This window comes from Microbacterium sp. 11MF (assembly GCF_000383475.1).
Classification (GTDB): Bacteria; Actinomycetota; Actinomycetes; order Actinomycetales; family Microbacteriaceae; genus Microbacterium; species Microbacterium aquilitoris.
The window spans coordinates 1-16,922 of record NZ_KB911460.1; the positions used below are offsets into that span (position 1 = coordinate 1).

General features: G+C 70.6%; 19 protein-coding genes. 5 read left to right on the forward strand and 14 right to left on the reverse strand.

The genetic code is table 11. The features are described from left to right. The coding region (locus tag H286_RS15145; protein WP_020097584.1) for an LPXTG cell wall anchor domain-containing protein at nucleotides 1-798 on the forward strand (798 nt) is incomplete at its 5' end. 266 nt (nucleotides 799-1,064) lie between these two features. Here the strand turns inward: H286_RS15145 and rplI are convergent. From rplI to H286_RS0106965, 5 genes are all read right to left on the reverse strand, one after another. Then, nucleotides 1,065-1,517 (reverse strand): 50S ribosomal protein L9, encoded by a 453-nt coding sequence (gene rplI, locus H286_RS0106945; RefSeq protein WP_018187766.1) that lies wholly within the window; start codon nucleotides 1,515-1,517, stop codon nucleotides 1,065-1,067. Between the two features lie 11 nt (nucleotides 1,518-1,528). Then, entirely contained in the window at nucleotides 1,529-1,783 is a 255-nt protein-coding gene (gene rpsR, locus H286_RS0106950) for a 30S ribosomal protein S18 (protein WP_005054609.1), read from the reverse strand. A gap of 53 nt (nucleotides 1,784-1,836) precedes the next feature. Next, nucleotides 1,837-2,364, reverse strand: a complete 528-nt coding sequence (locus H286_RS0106955; protein ID WP_018187767.1) for a single-stranded DNA-binding protein — start codon at nucleotides 2,362-2,364, stop codon at nucleotides 1,837-1,839. A gap of 5 nt (nucleotides 2,365-2,369) precedes the next feature. Continuing rightward, complete coding sequence (rpsF, locus tag H286_RS0106960) at nucleotides 2,370-2,735, reverse strand: 30S ribosomal protein S6 (RefSeq protein ID WP_018187768.1); 366 nt, start codon at nucleotides 2,733-2,735, stop codon at nucleotides 2,370-2,372. Nucleotides 2,736-2,847: 112 nt separating this feature from the next. Next, nucleotides 2,848-3,801 carry a helix-turn-helix transcriptional regulator gene (locus tag H286_RS0106965; RefSeq protein ID WP_020097585.1) on the reverse strand — a complete coding sequence of 318 codons (954 nt, stop codon included), beginning with the start codon at nucleotides 3,799-3,801 and terminating at the stop codon, nucleotides 2,848-2,850. A gap of 90 nt (nucleotides 3,802-3,891) precedes the next feature. On the opposite strand from H286_RS0106965, the gene H286_RS0106970 reads away from it, so the two are divergent. Continuing rightward, on the forward strand, nucleotides 3,892-4,356 hold the full coding sequence (locus H286_RS0106970) for a VOC family protein (protein WP_020097586.1): 465 nt from the start codon (nucleotides 3,892-3,894) through the stop codon (nucleotides 4,354-4,356). A gap of 87 nt (nucleotides 4,357-4,443) precedes the next feature. Then, nucleotides 4,444-5,616 (forward strand): hypothetical protein, encoded by a 1,173-nt coding sequence (locus tag H286_RS0106975; protein ID WP_020097587.1) that lies wholly within the window; start codon nucleotides 4,444-4,446, stop codon nucleotides 5,614-5,616. Here H286_RS0106975 and H286_RS14500 read toward each other — a convergent pair. The 5 genes from H286_RS14500 to H286_RS0107000 all read right to left on the reverse strand — a co-directional run bounded on the left by H286_RS14500 (nucleotide 5,606) and on the right by H286_RS0107000 (nucleotide 11,416). Then, on the reverse strand, nucleotides 5,606-6,946 hold the full coding sequence (locus H286_RS14500; RefSeq protein ID WP_051090664.1) for a DUF6716 putative glycosyltransferase: 1,341 nt from the start codon (nucleotides 6,944-6,946) through the stop codon (nucleotides 5,606-5,608). The two genes, H286_RS0106975 and H286_RS14500, sit on opposite strands and share 11 nt — an antisense overlap. Before the next feature lie 2 nt (nucleotides 6,947-6,948). Further along, on the reverse strand, nucleotides 6,949-7,821 hold the full coding sequence (locus H286_RS0106985; RefSeq protein ID WP_020097588.1) for an N-acetylneuraminate synthase family protein: 873 nt from the start codon (nucleotides 7,819-7,821) through the stop codon (nucleotides 6,949-6,951). 105 nt (nucleotides 7,822-7,926) lie between these two features. Continuing rightward, entirely contained in the window at nucleotides 7,927-9,093 is a 1,167-nt protein-coding gene (locus H286_RS0106990; protein WP_020097589.1) for an acylneuraminate cytidylyltransferase, read from the reverse strand. Continuing rightward, nucleotides 9,090-10,442 (reverse strand): polysialyltransferase family glycosyltransferase, encoded by a 1,353-nt coding sequence (locus H286_RS0106995; RefSeq protein ID WP_020097590.1) that lies wholly within the window; start codon nucleotides 10,440-10,442, stop codon nucleotides 9,090-9,092. The genes H286_RS0106990 and H286_RS0106995 overlap by 4 nt, the downstream gene beginning before the upstream one ends. Continuing rightward, nucleotides 10,439-11,416, reverse strand: a complete 978-nt coding sequence (locus tag H286_RS0107000; protein ID WP_231370911.1) for a glycosyltransferase family 2 protein — start codon at nucleotides 11,414-11,416, stop codon at nucleotides 10,439-10,441. The genes H286_RS0106995 and H286_RS0107000 overlap by 4 nt, the downstream gene beginning before the upstream one ends. Nucleotides 11,417-11,614: 198 nt before the next feature. Here H286_RS0107000 and H286_RS0107005 point away from each other — a divergent pair, with 198 nt between their 5' ends. Further along, the gene (locus H286_RS0107005; RefSeq protein WP_018187776.1) at nucleotides 11,615-12,157 is read left to right on the forward strand and encodes a hypothetical protein; all 543 of its coding nucleotides are present in this window, start codon (nucleotides 11,615-11,617) and stop codon (nucleotides 12,155-12,157) included. A gap of 51 nt (nucleotides 12,158-12,208) precedes the next feature. Here H286_RS0107005 and H286_RS0107010 read toward each other — a convergent pair whose 3' ends face one another. The 4 genes from H286_RS0107010 to H286_RS0107025 all read right to left on the reverse strand — a co-directional run bounded on the left by H286_RS0107010 (nucleotide 12,209) and on the right by H286_RS0107025 (nucleotide 16,114). Further along, entirely contained in the window at nucleotides 12,209-12,595 is a 387-nt protein-coding gene (locus H286_RS0107010; RefSeq protein WP_018187777.1) for a DUF779 domain-containing protein, read from the reverse strand. A gap of 11 nt (nucleotides 12,596-12,606) precedes the next feature. Next, nucleotides 12,607-14,157 (reverse strand): acetaldehyde dehydrogenase ExaC, encoded by a 1,551-nt coding sequence (exaC, locus tag H286_RS0107015; RefSeq protein ID WP_026302942.1) that lies wholly within the window; start codon nucleotides 14,155-14,157, stop codon nucleotides 12,607-12,609. Nucleotides 14,158-14,405: 248 nt separating this feature from the next. After that, a complete protein-coding gene (locus H286_RS0107020) occupies nucleotides 14,406-15,716 on the reverse strand; it encodes a GAF domain-containing protein (protein ID WP_020097591.1) in 1,311 nt (436 codons plus the stop codon). Nucleotides 15,717-15,784: 68 nt separating this feature from the next. Further along, entirely contained in the window at nucleotides 15,785-16,114 is a 330-nt protein-coding gene (locus H286_RS0107025; protein WP_018187780.1) for a winged helix-turn-helix transcriptional regulator, read from the reverse strand. A gap of 72 nt (nucleotides 16,115-16,186) precedes the next feature. Here H286_RS0107025 and H286_RS0107030 point away from each other — a divergent pair, with 72 nt between their 5' ends. Continuing rightward, nucleotides 16,187-16,834 (forward strand): FMN-dependent NADH-azoreductase, encoded by a 648-nt coding sequence (locus H286_RS0107030; protein ID WP_020097592.1) that lies wholly within the window; start codon nucleotides 16,187-16,189, stop codon nucleotides 16,832-16,834. The last annotated feature ends 88 nt before the right edge of the window (nucleotides 16,835-16,922 follow it).

The following is a 16,922-nucleotide window of genomic DNA, read 5'->3' on the forward strand; positions in this document are numbered from 1 at the left end:
ACCATCGACGACACCGCCGTCTCCGTCATCGGCGACAGCACCACCGAAAGCACCGACGCAGCCACCCCGGCCGCACCCACCGGCACCACCGGAACGCCGTCCACCGACGGAACCGACGGCATCGGCTCAGGCACCCAGGTGGTCGCCCCGATCACCCTTCCGGTGACCGTCGACGACACCGCCGTCTCCGTCATCGGCGACAGCACCACCGTCGGCGGCGGCACGGCCGGCACGCCTGGCACGGGCACAACGCCCGGCGCCCCGGTCACCTCGGGCGAAAACGGGGTCGGCAGCGGTACGCAGATCCTGCTGCCGATCGACATCCCCGTCACCATCGGCGACACCGCGGTCTCCATCATCGGCGACAGCACGGTGACTGACCCTGGCACCGACCCGGTCGACCCGGTCGACCCGGTGGACCCGACCGACCCGGTCGACCCCGTGGACCCGACCGACCCGGTCGACCCGGTGGACCCGACCGACCCGGTCGACCCGGTGGACCCGACCGACCCCGTGGACCCCGTGGACCCGACCGACCCGGTCGACCCGGCAACCCCCGGCACGGACCCTACCAACCCGGCGAACCCGGGCACGGTCTCCGGTGACACTCCGGGCATGGGCACGGACGACCAGATCCCCGGCGCCGGCGCCGCTCCGATGGCGCCCCAGGCCAGCGCGAGCACCCCGGTCGGGACGCTGGCACAGACCGGCGGAGTCGCGGTGACGTGGCTCCCCGCGCTCGCCCTGGCTCTGCTCGCCGCCGGAGCGCTGCTCACTCTGCGGCGACGTACCGTCTGATCTCCCCCGAGGGGGCGGATGCCGCGAGCCTCGACCCGCGGCATCCGTCCCACCCGTGCGCCGATGCAATAGATCGCGAGCGACACCCCGACCCCGGGCCCCTCAGCCCGGCGTGTCGCCCCGAAACCCTTGCATCCGCGAACACCCGCAAACACGCGAACACCCGCGAACACCCGCGAACACCCGCACACACGCCCCCAAACGCCGGATGCCGCGGCCCCCGCCCCGAAGGGAGGGAACCGCGGCATCCGAACCGCGCGCCAGGATTACTTGGCGGCGACCACCTGCAGGGTGATCACGGCGGTGAGGTCGTCACGCAGGCGAATGGTCGCCTCGTGCTCGCCCACGGCCTTGATCGGCGAGGTGATGTGGATCTTGCGCTTGTCGAGGTCGCCGAAACCGGCGGCCTTGACGGCGTCGGCCACGTCGGCGGTCTTCACCGAACCGAACAGACGGCCTTCTGCGCCGGCCTTGACGGCCAGCTTGACCGTGTTCGACTCGAGCGTGTTCTTGAGCGCCACAGCCTCTTCGTGGTCGTGGATCGCGCGGGACTCGCGAGCGGCGCGGATAGACGCCACCTGCTTCTCGCCACCGCGGGTCCAGGCCACAGCGAAGCCCTGGGGGATGAGGTAGTTACGGGCGTACCCGTTCTTGACCTCGATGACGTCGCCTGCGCTACCGAGCCCGGCGACCTCGTTCGTGAGAATCAGCTTTGCCATGTCGGTACTCCTTACCGGCCAGCGCCGGCGTAGGGCAGGAGCGCCATTTCACGGGCGTTCTTGATCGCCTTGGCGATCAGACGCTGCTCCTGCACCGAGACTCCGGTGATACGACGGGCGCGGATCTTTCCACGCTCCGAGATGAACTTGCGAAGCGTCGCGACATCCTTGTAGTCGATGACGCCGACGCGGATCGCCTTCGCGGGAGCGGCGTTCTTCGCGCCCTTCCGCGGCTTGCGGCGATCGCCGGTTGCCTTTCCAGCCATGTGTCTTCCTTAAGAGAGGTGGATGCCGCAGCCCGCGGCATCCGGAATTCGAATCAGAACGGGGTGTCGTCGCCGTAGCTCGTCCCGGGCGCGCTCCAGGCGTCAGGGGCCGAAGACCCGGGCGTGGCCCAGGGCTCGTCTGCCTGCACCTGCGGACGCGACTGCTGCTGACCGCCGCCGAAGCTGCCGCCACCGCCGCCACCATTGCCACCGCTGGACGCGGCGCGGGTGACCTGTGCGGTCGCGTAGCGGAGCGAGGGGCCGATCTCGTCGACCTCCAGCTCGATCGCCGTGCGGTTGTTGCCTTCGCGGTCCTGGTAGGAGCGCTGCTTCAGGCGGCCGGTCGCGACGACCCGCATGCCCTTGGTGAGCGAGCCTGCGACGTGCTCAGCGAACTCGCGCCAGACCGACGCGCGCATGAACAGCGCTTCGCCGTCCTTCCACTCGTTGGCTTGACGGTCGAAGCTGCGCGGCGTCGATGCGATCGTGAAGTTCGCGACGGGCAGGCCGTTCTGCGTGTAGCGCAGCTCGGGGTCCGCCGTGAGGTTTCCCACGACCGTGATGATGGTCTCGCCGGCCATGAGCCTTAGGCCTTCGCAGCCTTGCGGGCGGCCTTGGCCTCAGCGCGCTCCTTCTCGGCGGCGACCTGAGCGATCGCCTCCTCGGCGCGGAGGACCTTGGTACGCATGATCTGCTCGTTCAGCTTGAGCTGACGGTCGAGCTCCTTCGTCGCGTCGCTCGTACCGGTGAAGTTGACGACGGCGTAGATGCCCTCGTTCTTCTTCTGGATCTCGTAGGCGAGACGGCGCTTGCCCCAGACGTCGACGTTGTCAATGGTGCCACCGTCTGCGGTGATGACCTTGAGGAAACCGTCGAGCTTGGGAGCGACCTGGCGCTCGTCGATCTCGGGGTCGAGGATGACCATGAGTTCGTACTGGTGGATGTGCGTCACTAACCCACCTCCTTCGGACTAGAACGGATGCCGAGCATTTCCCGGCATCAGGAGGGTTGATGCACGTGTCCGCTGATTCCGCGCATGAGCGCAGACGGACAACCACAACAGTCTAGCGGATGACCGGCCCGGCCACGGACGCCGCCATCCGGCTCCCCGCCTCCGCCGCCGCGGCGGCCAACTCCGGTGGGCCGACGACCTCGAACGGCACATCGAACCGCAGTGCCCAGGCGAGCACCCCCGCCCACGACCACGACCCGACCCTCACGACGCACGTGCCGTCCGGGCGCTCCGCGAGCTCGGCGTCGCCGAGCCACGGCGCGATCCGCCGAGCCGGCAGCGACAGGGCGATCTCTCCCGTCACGGGCCACCGGTCCGCCGTCTCGGATCCCTTGAACCTGGCCGCGAGATACGTCTGCGCATCCCCCGTCGGGATCTCGCGCGGCTCGAACGAGACCCCGCCGCCCTGGCGGGGTCGCAGCCGGTCGAGCCGGAGGATGCGCCAGTCCGCGGCATCCCGGTCCCACGCCACGACGTACCAGCGTCCGTCCCGAGCGACGACGGCGTGCGGTTCCGCGTGCCGGGCGGGTCGATCGGCGTCGTCGCCGTAGTCGAAGCGGAGCGTCCGGCGCTCGCGTGCGGCGACGCTCACCGCTTCGAGCGCGGCGGTCGCGACCTGCTCGGCCGGCGGCCCCGCCTCGAACCGGATCCCGTCGATGCGGTGGCGCAGGTGCGACGGCATGACCTGCCGCAGCGTCGCGAGGGCTCGGGCCGCGGCATCCGTGATGTCGACTCCGGATGCCGACTGCAACGCGACGGCGATGGCCACGGCCTGCTCGTCGTCGAAGAGAAGGGGTGGCAGTTCGTCGCCCGGGCTCAGTCGGTACCCGCCGTACGGGCCCTTCGCCGCCGTGATCGCGTAACCGAGCTCCCGCAGCCGGTCGACGTCCCGACGGACCGTGCGGACGGTCACCCCGAGCCGGTCGGCGAGTTCCTGACCTCCCCAGTCGCGGCGCGACTGCAGGACGGACAGCAGATCCAGCATCCGGTGCGACGGCGACGACATTCCTCCATCCTGCTCGAGAAGCGGACAGAAACGGTCCTCTACGCGGCGAAGAGTGGATCCCGGCAGACAGCCACCGACCGAAGGACCACCATGACCCTCTCCACCACCACGCACCTCAACTTCCACGGCGACGCCCGCGCCGCGCTCGAGTTCTACGGCCGCGTGTTCGACGGCACCGTCTCGGTGACGACGTACGCGCAGGTCGGCATGCCCGCCGAGGCGCCCGGCGCCGAGAAGGTCGTGTTCGGCATCCTCGTCGCAGCGGACGGCTTCCGCCTCATGGCGTACGACGTCCCGGGCGAGACGCGGGGCGCCGAGGCCGTGGCCGGTTCGACCCGCCGCGAGAACGGTGCCACGATCACCGACCGCGCCTTCTTCGTCTCGCTGCAGGGCGACACCCTTGACGAGGTCGCCGCGCGCTGGGAATCCCTCGCCGACGGCGCGACGGTCATCGAGCCGCTCGCCGCGTCGCCGTGGAGCGCCGGCTTCGGCATGCTCACCGACCGCTTCGGCGTGACGTGGGTCGTCGACGTGCGCGCGGCCCACGCCGGCTGACACCCGGCCGCTGGCACAGAACGTGCACCCGACGCCACCCCGCGAGCAGGATCTCTCGCGGGGTGGCGCTTTCGGTACCGTGGCCGCATGAGCACCCCCGCCTTCGACGCGCGACCTTTGACCGACCCCGTCGACGGGGCCACGGCGCGGGCGTACCGCAGGCAGCTCCTGTCGACGGGGCGCGCGCCGAAGACCGCCGGCTGGGCAGCGGGATGCCTCATCGTCGCCGTCGTCGGGGTCTTCGGCCTCGTCGTCGTCAACCTCATCTTCCGACTCGTGTTCGCCCCGTTCTTCGAGGGCTCACCGCCCGAGGGTGCCGGGTCGATCGCGATCATCCTCGTGGTCGGCCTCATCGCGGTCGGCCTGACCGCCCTCATCGTGAAGGCGTACCGCAACGGCAGTGTGCGCTGGTACCGACTCGACCACTTCGCCCGGGCGAACGGCATGACCTGGTACCCGCAGGCATCCAACCCGCCGCTCCCGGGGATGATCTTCTCGCTCGGCAGTTCGCGCACGGCGACGGACATCCTCCGCGGCGAGCAGCCCCGCCTGGTCGAGTTCGGGAACTACCGGTACACGACCGGGTCGGGCAAGAACCGCACCACCCACCGCTGGGGCTACGTCGCGATACGTCTCGGCACCCCGCTGCCCCACATCGTGCTGGATGCCGAGGGCAACAACACCTTCCTGGGCACGAACCTGCCGCAGACGTTCGACAAGCACCAGCGGCTCAGCCTCGAGGGCGACTTCGACAAATACTTCTCGCTCTACTGCCCGGAGGGCTACGAGCAGGACGCGCTCTACCTCTTCACGCCCGACATCATGGCGAGGTTCATCGACAACGCCGCGCAGCTCGATGTCGAGATCGTCGACGACTGGCTGTTCCTGTACGGCAAGCGCGACTTCTCCACCCTCGATCCGCGGACGTGGGGTTGGCTGTTCTCCGTCGTCGGTGCACTGATGGACAAGCTCGCGCAGTGGGAGCGGTGGCGGGACGACCGGTTGGCGATGCCCGCCGCCGGCGCAGCGGCATCCGGTGTCGTCGGCGGCGCCGCGAGCGGAACATCGCCCGACGGGGTGGCGGGCGCCCTCCCGTTCGCGCCGCCGGTCGAGGCGCTCCGCCCGCCGCCGGGCGTCGCCCCGAGCGGTCGCCGACTGAAGACGGCCGTGCCGTGGGCGACCATCCTGATCGGCGGAGCGATCGTGATCGTCTGGTTCGCGCTGCAGAGCGGGGTGTTCGGGGCGATCTTCAGTCGATGACGGCGGTCGCCAGGACGGATCGGCGCGGGCGCACGATGGGGTCCTGATAGCGCGCGGGCGTCACCGTGATGTCGCTGCCCGCGTCGGACCACGACTCGGCGCCGCGGCGGCCGAGCACCTTGCGGGCCGTCAGGATGCCCCAGACGAGGGGGGCGCCGACGGCGAGCGCGACGGCTCCGAGGACCGAGTGATCTTCCGCGCCGAGGACGGCCTTGCGCTGCCACGCCTCGTGAAGGCGCCCGCCACGGGCGATCGGCACGACGCGCGGCTCGAGCGCACCCCGGCGGCGCATGTCGACGAGCCGTTCGACGTCCGACCACCACGTCGATTCGGTCGCGTCGTGGAAGTAGTTGTCGGCCAGCCATGCGGTGTGGGGATGCCGGAACCGCCGAGCGATCACATCGTCGGCGCCCCCCTGCACGCCGCTCCGACTGAAGACGGTGTTGAGGTGGCTCTTCGAGACCCCGAACGTCGTGAGCGCGATGACGGGCAGGCCCATCGCCATCGCCTCGATCGCGGCCGTGGAACTGACCGTGACGAGCCCTTCCGCGGTCTCGAGCGCCCGAGACATCGGCTCGTGCGAGAAGACGAGGTTGTCGGGCCGATCGCGCAGGAGATCGGTCAGCTCGGTGCGCTCGAAGTGCGTCTCGGCCTCGCCGAGGTCGGGCCGACTGCGCAGCTTGAGGACCACGCGCCGCGTCGGGTCGGCCAGAGCTGCGGCGCGGAGGATCTCGGCGAGCTGGCGCCGTTCCTCGGGCTCGCGCGGCACGATCGCCTGCGCGGCGAAGACGAGGTCCGTACCGCCCATGGCCTCGTGGGCGGGGCGGGCGAACGGCAGGGTGGCCAGACCGAAGCGCATCGTGAGCCCGAGCCGATCCGCCAGCTGCCTGAACGCGCGCAGCTCGCGCTTCGAGTGCACGACCATCAGGTCGCAGTGCCGGCGGTAGAGCGCCGCACCCCGCTGGGCCGGGATCGACATCCCGGGAAGACCCGAGACGACCACCGGGCGCGGCGTGACCCGGTCGATCTGACGCATCACGAGGCGCACGAACGGACCGCGGCCGCCGATGACGACGACGTCGGGGCGGTCCTTCGCCAGCCAGGCGGCGATGTCGTCGTAGGCCACGCGGGTGACCGCCTCGGGACGGATGCCGGTGCCCGCCAACGCCGCATGCTCCTGCGTCACGCTCACCACGAGCGGGGTCTGCACGAGCAGCAGGTGCGGATCGGCGGACGGCGCGGAGTCGATGAGCGCCGCCGACCACTTCACGAAGGAGTCGGCGTCGGCGATCGCGACGACGCGCAGGCGTCCCGGACGGTCACCGCGCATGATCAGGCCGGGACGCGGCGCAGCTTCGCCATCGGAGCCAGCTCGCCGTCGTAGATGCGCTTGACGCCATCTCCGAGAGCCGTCTCGATGACACGGATGTCGCGGACCAGGTGCTCGAGGCCGGTCGGCTCGAGCGATGCCGCATGGTCCGAGCCCCACATCGTGCGGTCGAGGGTGATGTGACGCTCCACTGCGACGGCGCCGAGAGCGACGGCGGCGAGGGAGATCTGCAGGCCCCGCTCGTGACCGGAGTAGCCGACGGGGATGCCGGCGTACCGGTCGCGGAGCGAGGCGATCATCTTGATGTTCGCCTCTTCGGGCTCCATCGGGTAGGTCGACGTGGCGTGCATCAGCACGGTGCGGTCGGTGCCGAGCACCTCGAGCGCACGGTCGATCTGATCGATGGTCGACATCCCGGTCGACAGGATGACCGGCTTGCCCGTGGCGCGGAGGGCCTCGAGGAGCTCGATGTCGGTGAGGCTTGCGGAGGCGACCTTGTGGGCGACGACGCCGAGGTCCTCGAGGAAGTCGACGCTCGGCACGTCCCACGGCGACGCGAACCAGTCCAGCCCGCGCATCGTGGCGTGGTCGCCGATCTCGACGTACTGGTCGCGGTCGAACTCGACGCGGTAGCGGTACTCGAGGTAGGTCATGGTGCCCCACGGCGTCTCGCGCAGGGTGTCGCGCATGTGCGCCGGGGTGGCGATCTCGGGCGTGCGCTTCTGGAACTTGACGGCGTCCGCGCCGGCGTCGGCCGCGACGTCGATCAGCCGCTTGGCGAGCTCGACGTCGCCGTTGTGGTTGAGGCCGATCTCGGCGATGACGTACACGGGGTGTCCGCCGCCGAGCACGTGGTTTCCGATGGTCACCGTCATGGCGAGTCCTTTCGTCGTTACTCCTCTCAGGGTGGGTTCCGACCGTGAATGACGGATGAACCCCCGATGGCGAGGACCGGACGACTGGCTGTCGGATGCGTGCGGTCAGCGCGCGGCGAGGATGCGGTCGGCGAGTTCGCGCACCGCACCGTCGCCACCGCGGCGCGTCAGGACGATGCGTGCGGCCGCCACGACCTCGGGCTGCGCATCGGCGACGGCGACCGGCCAGCCGACGAGCGCCATGGCGGCGAGGTCGTTCACGTCGTTTCCGAGATACGCCGTGTCGGAGAGGTCGACCCCGCGGTCAGCCGCCCACTGCCGCAGCACGGATGCCTTGTCCGCCACGCCGTGGACGACCTCGACCTGCAGCTTCTCGGCCCGCGCCCGCACCACGGCGTTCTGCTCCGTCGAGAGGATCAGGATCGGCACCCCCGCACGGCGCAACAGCGCGACGCCCATGCCGTCGGAGCGGCTCACCCTCACGTGCTCGGTGCCGGCGGCATCCACCCATGCGGAGTCGTCGGTGTGGACACCGTCGAAGTCCGTCACGACCACCGTCGCGGCGATCGGCTCGGCGGGCGCCACGAGGTGGGCGAGCGCCTGGGCGGTCCGCAGCTGGGCGGGGTCGTCGATCTCGATCGACGTCGCCTCGGGCACTTCGACGATCTCGGTGCGGCCGAAGAAACGGTGCCGCGCGCGACGGAAACCGTCGGTCGTGAAGACGTAGAACGCGCCGGTCTCGACGTAGTGCGGTTCCCGCTCCTGCCGGCGGGGACGGTGCGCCGCGTCGTGACCGAGAGCGGATGCGGCACCGTCGGCATCCCGCCGCCAGACGAACTCGTAGCTCTCCCGTGCCGAGAAGGCGCTGTCGGCGCTGCCGCTGCGTACCGCTGCGATGCCGGTGCCCAGGGCGTCGGCCGGGATGAAGGGGCTCGTCGCCTGCAGGAACGCCGTCACCCGCGGCGCGATGCCGTCATCGGCGAGGATGTCGAGGGCGTGCAGGAGTGCACTCTCGGAGCTCGCCGTGTCGCCCGAGATGTCGGCCGGGCGGGCGATGACACGGGCGCCGGCGGCGCGTGCGGCGGCCGCGATCGCCTCGTCGTCGGTGGAGACCACGACGAGGTCGACGGCTCCGGACGCGTGCGCCGCTCGCACGGCACGGACGACGAGCGGCACCCCGCCCACGCGCGCCACGTTCTTGCCCGGCACCCCTTTCGACCCACCTCGGGCAGGGATGATCGCGATCGTCTCGACGGTGCCTGCCACGGTCATCCTCCTCGAAGGGCCTTCCAGGCCCGCTTGCCGCGGCGGCGAGCGCCGCGGAGGGCGAGCTGGATCTCGGTGATCCGACTCGCGCCACTCTGCGCCCCGAGGGCGCGGGCGAACAGTCCGGGCCGGGCACCGCCCGGCAGGCCGAGCGAGCTCAGCCGGGTGCGGGCGAAGTAGCGGTGCCGCTCGTCGGCGGGCGCCCCGGTGAGGAACTCCTCTGCGCGAGCGCGCAGGTGCGCGGCGATCACCGGCTGCATCGCGAAGCCGACCGCGTCGACGAGGTGCTGCATCCGCTCCCCCCGGTACGGCGAATCGGCACGGGTGAGCGCGTCGATGATCGTGACCGGGATGCGGTTGCCGTTCTCATAGGGCGTGAGCCGCTGCAGCAGCAGCTCGGTGCCGACGGCGGCGATGGGGAGTCCGGTCAGCGCCTGCAGTGTCGGGAGGGCGGTCGAGAATCCCGCGACCGCGCCGACGAACGGGGCCCGCAGCGCCAGGACCTCGGCGGGGGTGCCGCCGCGGAACACGGTGAACCGCACGCCGCGACTCTCCGCGTGCGCGGCGAGGTCGTCGATCAGCGCGGGTGCGGCGGACGGATGCGGCTTGAACACGATCGCGCCGGGCGTCCACTCGAGCGCGCGGTCGATCATGTCGCACTGCATCTGCAGTTCCTCGTCGGCGGTGATGAGCTTCAGCGCCGAGAGGTATTGGCCCAGGACGAGCGCGGGCCGATCGAGATCGCCGAGCGCGTCGATGGCGAGATCGTCGGTCGCGGCGGCCACCTCGTCGACGACGGCGCGGAGAGCCGTCGCCGGGACGGGCAACCGGTCGGTGCCGGCGAACAGCAGCGGCTCGACCCCGGGGACGGTGTCGGCGTAGACGACGCCGACCACACGACCGGCGACCGTGTGCGGCCACCGGTTGCGGATGGGCGAATAGGTCATCAGACCGTCGCCGACGATCGACACGGGCGCGCCCATGAAGACGTCGATGAACACGCGCGACGGCGCGACCTGAGGGCTCTGCAGGAACAGCTCGACCGCGTGGTCGCCGATCCCCCAGGCCTGTCGGAGCAGCCGCTCGAGCACGGGCGCCTCACCGACGGTGACCCGCCAGTGCGGCGGCCGCTCCGGCGCGAGCAGTTCGTTGAGGTCGATCACGCGGTCGAAGCGGGACCGCAACGCCGCCAGATGCGGGGCGTCGACGATGCCGTCGCCGGCCTCGGGAATGATCGCGGCGTTGACGGCGACCAGGATGCGACCCGACGACGAGGCGGGGAGGGCACCGGCATCCATCGCGGCCACCGCCGTCATGAGACCGTATGCCGAGTTGAGGACGAAGATCTGGGTCATGCGCTGCGGACCTCGCGCACGAGGCGCGCAAGGATGCGGCGTCGCCGATCCGACAGGCGCGACAGGGCGGGGTCGATCTGGTCCGCGGGGATGGCGCGGAGGAGATCGCGGATGCCGCTGCGCAGCGCCGTGCGGTCGGCGGTCGACATCGCCCGCGCGCGGAACAGGTGGTACGCGCAGACCGACATCGTCGTGGTGGCGATCTTCGGCAGGAACCTGTCGGCGTCGTGGTCGTCTTCGACGACACGGATCGCCTCGGCGAAGGCAGGGAGGAAGTCGAGTTGGCGGCGGTCGAGGACCTGGGTCAGCGAGGTCGTGACGCCGCGGCGGTACAGGATGGCGGGTGCGTCGACGACGGCGAACGACGCCGCCCGCAGATGGAGCCGCCAGATCCACGGTCGGTCCTCCGCCGTGAACAGTCCGGGCTCGAAGTGGGCGAGACCCTGATCCAGGATGCGGCGATGGAACATTCCCGCCCAGGCATAGGGGTAGTCGACCATGGTGGTCTCGTCCGCGGGCAGGATCGCCTCGCGCGGCGACACCGCCCGTCCGCGCCACGCGTGCGGCGCCCTCATCAACCGGCGGCGGCCGTCCGTGTCGGTCACGTGGTCGGTGCGTACGAAGTCGCATTCCAGCCGGCGCATCGAGGCGATGAGACTCTCGAGGCGCTCGGGATGCATCCAGTCGTCGCCGTCGACGAAGCAGAAGAACTCGGTGTCCACGCGCTCGAGTCCCTGGTTGCGGGCGGCGGCGAGTCCGACGGGCTGCGGGTTGGAGATGATCTCCACGTGGGGCATGTCGCGGGCGAAGTGCTGGACCTGCACACGGGTGTCGTCCGTCGAGCCGTCGTCGATGACCACCAGCCGTAGCCGGCCGGGGTCCTGGAACTGGCGTCCGAGAGTCGTGACGGTCGTGCCGATGTAGGGACCCGCGTCTTTCGCCGGAAGGATGACGGTCACGATCGGAGAGGACACGTCGCGATACAAACAAGTGGTCGTGACCGGGAGGTTGCTCCCGGGTGAACGGGCGCTGACCTCGTTCGCGTCGCAGCACAGCAGTACCCCTCGGTCCACGGTTCGAGCTGCTCGGACTCCTCGGCTACCGTTGTCGATCGTCGGGGGGCGCGTCGTCATGGTGCGTGTCCTCGCACACCGCAGACCAAGGAGACCCACATGTCACGTACGCACACCATCTCCGCCGGCTTCGCCGTCGCAACGCTGGCACTGTTCGCCCTGACCGGGTGCGGCTCGGCCGAATCGGGCACCACCACCAACCCCGCGCCGGTCAGCTCCGCTCCCGCCGCCCAGTCCCCGTCCGCTGACGCCGAGGCGCCTACCGGCGACCAGACCACGGCCGAGGCCTGCTCCATCCTGCAGTCCGACATGACCGACCTGTCGAGCGAGATCAACGCCGCGAGCGGCGAGGTCAACAGCGCGATCCAGTCCGGCGACACGAGCGCCGTCCGCGACACCCTCTCCGAGATCGGCGGGAAGATCGACGACGTCTCGGGCAAGATCACCAACCCCGAGGTCTCCGAGGCGTTCGACGCGTACGCCACGGCCTGGGGCAGCTTCGAGAAGACCTTCGCCGAGATCAGCGACGCGGTCGACGCCAAGGACCAGGCTGCGCTGCAGTCCGCCGCCGGCGACATCAACACGGGCGTCACGGCGTTCACCGACGCCGCAGGCAAGATCGGCGAAGCCTGCAACGGCTGAGTCCCCTGTTCGCACGGCGCCCCTCGTCCCTCGGACGGGGGGCGCCGTGCGTCAGGCGAGCCCGAAGGCGACGAGCTCGTCGGCGGTCAGCATCCGGGACCGGATGAGGAACCGCATCCCGGTCGGTCCTTCGACGCTGAACCCCGCGCCGCGCCCGGGCACGACATCGATCGTGAGATGCGTGTACTTCCAGTACTCGAACTGGGATGCCGACATGTAGACCTCGATCGGATCGTCGATGCCCGCGTCGATGTCGCCGAGCTTCACGTCTCCCGGTCCGGTGAGGAACATCCCGATCGGGAAGCACATGGGACTGCTGCCGTCGCAGCATCCGCCGGACTGATGGAACATCAGGGGTCCGTGCTGCGCGGTGAGGGTGCGCAGCAGAGCCGCCGCCTCGTCCGAGACGGCGACTCTGCTGTAGGTGGTGTCGGTCATGGGGTGTCGGCTCAGAAGAAGCCCATCGCGCCCTCGGCGTAGGACACGAGCAGGTTCTTCGTCTGCTGGTAGTGGTCGAGCATCTTGAGGTGGTTCTCGCGACCGATGCCGGACTGCTTGTACCCGCCGAACGCGGCGTGCGCGGGGTACTGGTGGTACGTGTTCGTCCAGACGCGACCCGCCTCGATCGCCCGTCCCGCACGGTAGGCGGTGGCGCCGGAGCGGCTCCAGACGCCCGCACCGAGGCCGTACAGGGTGTCGTTGGCGATCGAGATGGCGTCGTCGAAGTCGTCGAAGCTCGTCACCGAGAGCACCGGGCCGAAGATCTCCTCCTGGAAGATGCGCATGTCGTTCGTGCCCTCGAACACGGTCGGCGCGACGTAGTACCCGCCGCTGAGCTCGCCGCCGAGGTCGACCCGCTCGCCGCCGGTGAGCAGCTTCGCGCCGCCCTGCTTGCCGATGTCGATGTAGCTGAGGATCTTCTCGAGCTGATCGTTGGATGCCTGGGCCCCGATCATCGTGGCCGGGTCGAGGGGATTGCCCTGCACGACCTTGCCGACGCGCTCGAGACCGTCCGAGAGGAACGAGTCGTAGATCGAGCGCTGGATGAGCGACCGAGACGGACACGTGCAGACCTCGCCCTGGTTGAGGGCGAACATCGTGAAGCCCTCGAGCGCCTTGTCGTAGTACGCGTCGTCGGTGCGGCTGGCGACGTCCTCGAAGAACAGGTTCGGGCTCTTGCCACCGAGCTCGAGGGTGACGGGGATGAGGTTCTGCGAGGCGTACTGCATGATGAGGCGGCCCGTCGTCGTCTCACCGGTGAAGGCGATCTTGCGGATGCGCTTGTGCGAGGCGAGCGGGGCGCCCGCTTCGATGCCGAACCCGTTGACGATGTTCACGACGCCCGCGGGCAGCAGATCGCCGATGATCTCGAACAGGAACAGGATGGATGCCGGGGTCTGCTCGGCCGGCTTCAGCACGACGCAGTTGCCCGCCGCGAGGGCGGGGGCGAGCTTCCACGTGGCCATGAGGATCGGGAAGTTCCAGGGGATGATCTGCCCCACCACTCCCAGCGGCTCGTGGAAGTGATAGGCCACCGTGTCCTCGTCGAGTTGGCTGAGCGTGCCCTCCTGGGCCCGCAGAACGCCCGCGAAGTAGCGGAAGTGGTCGGCGGCGAGCGGGATGTCGGCGGCCAGCGTCTCGCGGACGGGCTTGCCGTTCTCCCACGTCTCGGCGACGGCGATCTTCTCGAGGTTCTGCTCGATGCGGTCGGCGATCTTGTTGAGGATGACGGCGCGCTCGGCGGGCGTCGTCTTCCGCCACGACGCGAACGCCTGCCAGGCGACGTCCACGGCGCGGTCGATGTCCTCGACGGTGCCGCGGCCGACCTCGCAGAACGGCTTGCCGGTGACGGGGGTGATGTTCTCGAAGTACTGGCCCTTCACGGGCTCGACGAACTCGCCCCCGATGTAGTGGCCGTAGCGCGCACGGTACTCGGCGACCGAGCCCCGCTGGCCGGGTGCGGCGTAGGCGCTCGAGACGCCCTCTTCGACGATGGTCATGCTGTCTCCTTCGACGGACATGGATGCGGCGTCCTCGCCGCGGATCGGATTGCCCGCACGCTACGCCGCCCGAGGTTGCATCGGGTTGCGCGGGCGGCGGCGTGCGCGGATGCGGACGGGCGGGGCGACCGCGCGGATGCAATAGATCTCGCGCGACACGCCCCGCCCCGGCATCCGATCCCGGCGTGTCGCGTCGGATCCCTTGCATCCGCGGACACCCGCAAGCGCGCCAGCCCCGCGGAGCTTCGTCAGCCCAGCGCCTCGATGCGGGCGACGAGGCCAGCGCGGCGCGGCGACCGGGCCGGCAGCATCCCGAGGCAGAGGCGCAGCACCTCGGCATCCTCGGATCCCTCGGCCGTGTCGGCGTAGGCGAGGAGGACGTCCACGCCCGCCTCGGTGAGGAGCGTCTCGCGCAGGGTCGCGCGGACGGATTCGCGGAGCGCGTCCACTCCGGGGGCGACGGACTCGGGCAGGACGGCGCCGGGGTAGGCGGCGAGCGCGACCCGGTGCGCACCGCGCCCGAGGAGCGACACGACGTGCTGCACGTCGGTCTCGAGCTCGGAGGGCAGCCGGTAGGGGCGCGACAGCGGCACGAGGTGAGGCGCGCGCTTCTCGAGCACCTTCCGCAGCCGCACCATCTCGGGTCGCAGGGTATCGACGGCCGGCTCGCCGTAGACGAGCTCCGCCAGGGCGTCGGCCGACAGCCCCTCCCGGTGGGTCGCGAGCATGAGCAGGATCTCGGCGTGCCGGGCACTGAGCTCGACGACGGATGCCGCGGCATCCCCCGCTGTCTCGAGCAGGGCACGGTCGCGCCCGAGCACCCGCAGGGTCGCGTGGGGGCGCGTCGCGGGGCGCGTCGCCCGGCGCCTGGGCGTCGCCGCCCGGGAGCGCAGGCGTCCGACGAGCAGTTCGCTCTCGATGGCGCGGGCCGTGGCGTCGACGAGCAGCTGCGCCTGAGGGGTCACGGCCTCCGACCCGCCGGTGACGTCGATGACGCCGAGCAGACGCTGCGTCTCGGGGTCGTGGACAGGCGCAGCGGTGCACGACCACGGCTGCACGTACCGGTTGAAGTGCTCCGCCTGTCGGATCTGCACGGCGCGGTCGAGGGCGAGGGCCGTTCCCGGCGCGGAGGTGCCGACGGATGCCTCGGCCCAATCTGCACCCGCGACGAAACCCATGTCGCCGGTGAGCGTGCGGATGCCGCGGTCGCCCTCGACCCAGAGGAGGCGGCCCGAGGCATCCCCGACCGCGACGACGACGCCGGAGTCCTCTGCGGAGCCGGGGAGCAGCAGCGAGCGCACCATCTCCATGACACCCGCCAGGGGGTGCGCGCGTCGGTACGCCTCGAGTTCGTCGGCGGTCATGTCGAGCCGCGGCAGGCCTTCGGCGGCGGCATCCGAGGCGAGCGAGCGACGCCACGACTCGCGGACCAGCGGACGGACGTCGGCGAGACGCGGATCCCCGGTGTTCCCCGCGAGGAGCTCTTCGTGAGCGCGTTCGATCAGCAGGCGCGAGGTGGCGGGTGCGACCTCGGTCCGGGCGGACCACGGCGAGCTCATGGGGCTCCGATCATCGTCGAAGGAGCGATGCCGGCCAGTCTAGGTCGGGCTGCCGCGCGGCGACAGGCTCAGCGACGGAGGAGGTTGCCGTCTGCCCATTCGCCGAGCTGGGTCAGGATCGGTGCCAGGCGGCACCCCGCCTCGGTCAGCGCGTACGTGACCGCGACCGGCGGGCCCGGTTCGACCTGGCGCGCGATCAGGCCGGCGTCGGAGAGCTCGGTGAGTCGGTCCGACAGGACGGCGTCGCTGATGCCCGAGACGGCACGGCGCACTCCCGAGAACGAGAGCTCGCCCTCACCGAGGACGTCGAGGATCATGCCGTTCCAGCGTTTGCCGAGGATCGAGAACGCGTGCGAGACCGCGGCGTCGCACTGTCGCGCGTCGTGATCATCGGCCATGGATACATCGTAGGCGTGCTAGCGTTCACGAAGCCGCTATGTTTTCCATAGTCACTCTGATCGGAGAAGCACATGACCCTGTTCCGTCTCGATGCCAGCATCCTGCCCGCCACGTCCGCCAGCCGCGAGCTCGGCGACCTCGTCGAGGCGGAGTGGCTCGCCGCCCACCCGTCCTCCACCGTCGTGCGGCGCGATGTCGCCGCCGACCCGATCGTCGCGACCGCCTGGCGGGACTCGGTGACCGCCGGCTTCACGCCGGTCGAGGAGCTGACCGACGGACAGGGTGAGGCGATCGCGCTCCGCACGCGTCTCGCCGACGAGCTGATCGACGCCGATGCGCTGCTGTTCACCGTGCCCCTCTACAACTACGGCGTCTCGCAGCACGTGAAGACCTGGTTCGACCTCGCCTACACGGATCCCCGAATCGACCCGCAGGGGACGGCGCTGCGCAGCAAGCCGGCGACCCTCGTGACCGTCCTCGGCGGCAACTACGCGCCCGGCAGCCCGCGCGAGGGCTGGGACCACTCGACCGGGTGGCTCCGCCGCGTGTTCGAGGACGTCTGGGGTCTCGAGCTCACCGTCGTCCACCGCCCCTTCACACTGGTGGGCGTCAACCCCGCGCTCGATGCCTTCACCGACGCCGCGGCCGAGCTCAAGGCCGGCGCGGAGCAGGCCGCGGTCGACGCCGGTCGCGCCCTCGCGGCATCCCGCGCCGCCTGAGTCGGGTGTCGCCCGTCACGACTCGCCGCGCGGCGGTGCAGATCGTGACGGGCGAACGGCCTCACGGAGCCGCCGCTCCCGCATCATG

What these genes read in the sequence shown, in the direction of transcription:
- H286_RS0106990 (WP_020097589.1), bottom strand. Translation starts at nt 9,093, where the DNA reads ATGACCGTGGCAGGCACCGTCGAGACGATCGCGATCATCCCTGCCCGA.
- H286_RS0106995 (WP_020097590.1), bottom strand. Translation starts at nt 10,442, where the DNA reads ATGACCCAGATCTTCGTCCTCAACTCGGCATACGGTCTCATGACGGCG.
- H286_RS0106970 (WP_020097586.1), top strand. Translation starts at nt 3,892, where the DNA reads ATGACCCTCTCCACCACCACGCACCTCAACTTCCACGGCGACGCCCGC.
- H286_RS0107020 (WP_020097591.1), bottom strand. Translation starts at nt 15,716, where the DNA reads ATGAGCTCGCCGTGGTCCGCCCGGACCGAGGTCGCACCCGCCACCTCG.
- H286_RS0106985 (WP_020097588.1), bottom strand. Translation starts at nt 7,821, where the DNA reads ATGACGGTGACCATCGGAAACCACGTGCTCGGCGGCGGACACCCCGTG.
- rplI (WP_018187766.1), bottom strand. Translation starts at nt 1,517, where the DNA reads ATGGCAAAGCTGATTCTCACGAACGAGGTCGCCGGGCTCGGTAGCGCA.
- rpsR (WP_005054609.1), bottom strand. Translation starts at nt 1,783, where the DNA reads ATGGCTGGAAAGGCAACCGGCGATCGCCGCAAGCCGCGGAAGGGCGCG.
- exaC (WP_026302942.1), bottom strand. Translation starts at nt 14,157, where the DNA reads ATGACCATCGTCGAAGAGGGCGTCTCGAGCGCCTACGCCGCACCCGGC.
- H286_RS0106955 (WP_018187767.1), bottom strand. Translation starts at nt 2,364, where the DNA reads ATGGCCGGCGAGACCATCATCACGGTCGTGGGAAACCTCACGGCGGAC.
- H286_RS0107005 (WP_018187776.1), top strand. Translation starts at nt 11,615, where the DNA reads ATGTCACGTACGCACACCATCTCCGCCGGCTTCGCCGTCGCAACGCTG.
- H286_RS14500 (WP_051090664.1), bottom strand. Translation starts at nt 6,946, where the DNA reads ATGCGCGGTGACCGTCCGGGACGCCTGCGCGTCGTCGCGATCGCCGAC.
- H286_RS0107025 (WP_018187780.1), bottom strand. Translation starts at nt 16,114, where the DNA reads ATGGCCGATGATCACGACGCGCGACAGTGCGACGCCGCGGTCTCGCAC.
- H286_RS0106975 (WP_020097587.1), top strand. Translation starts at nt 4,444, where the DNA reads ATGAGCACCCCCGCCTTCGACGCGCGACCTTTGACCGACCCCGTCGAC.
- H286_RS0106965 (WP_020097585.1), bottom strand. Translation starts at nt 3,801, where the DNA reads ATGTCGTCGCCGTCGCACCGGATGCTGGATCTGCTGTCCGTCCTGCAG.
- H286_RS0107030 (WP_020097592.1), top strand. Translation starts at nt 16,187, where the DNA reads ATGACCCTGTTCCGTCTCGATGCCAGCATCCTGCCCGCCACGTCCGCC.
- H286_RS0107010 (WP_018187777.1), bottom strand. Translation starts at nt 12,595, where the DNA reads ATGACCGACACCACCTACAGCAGAGTCGCCGTCTCGGACGAGGCGGCG.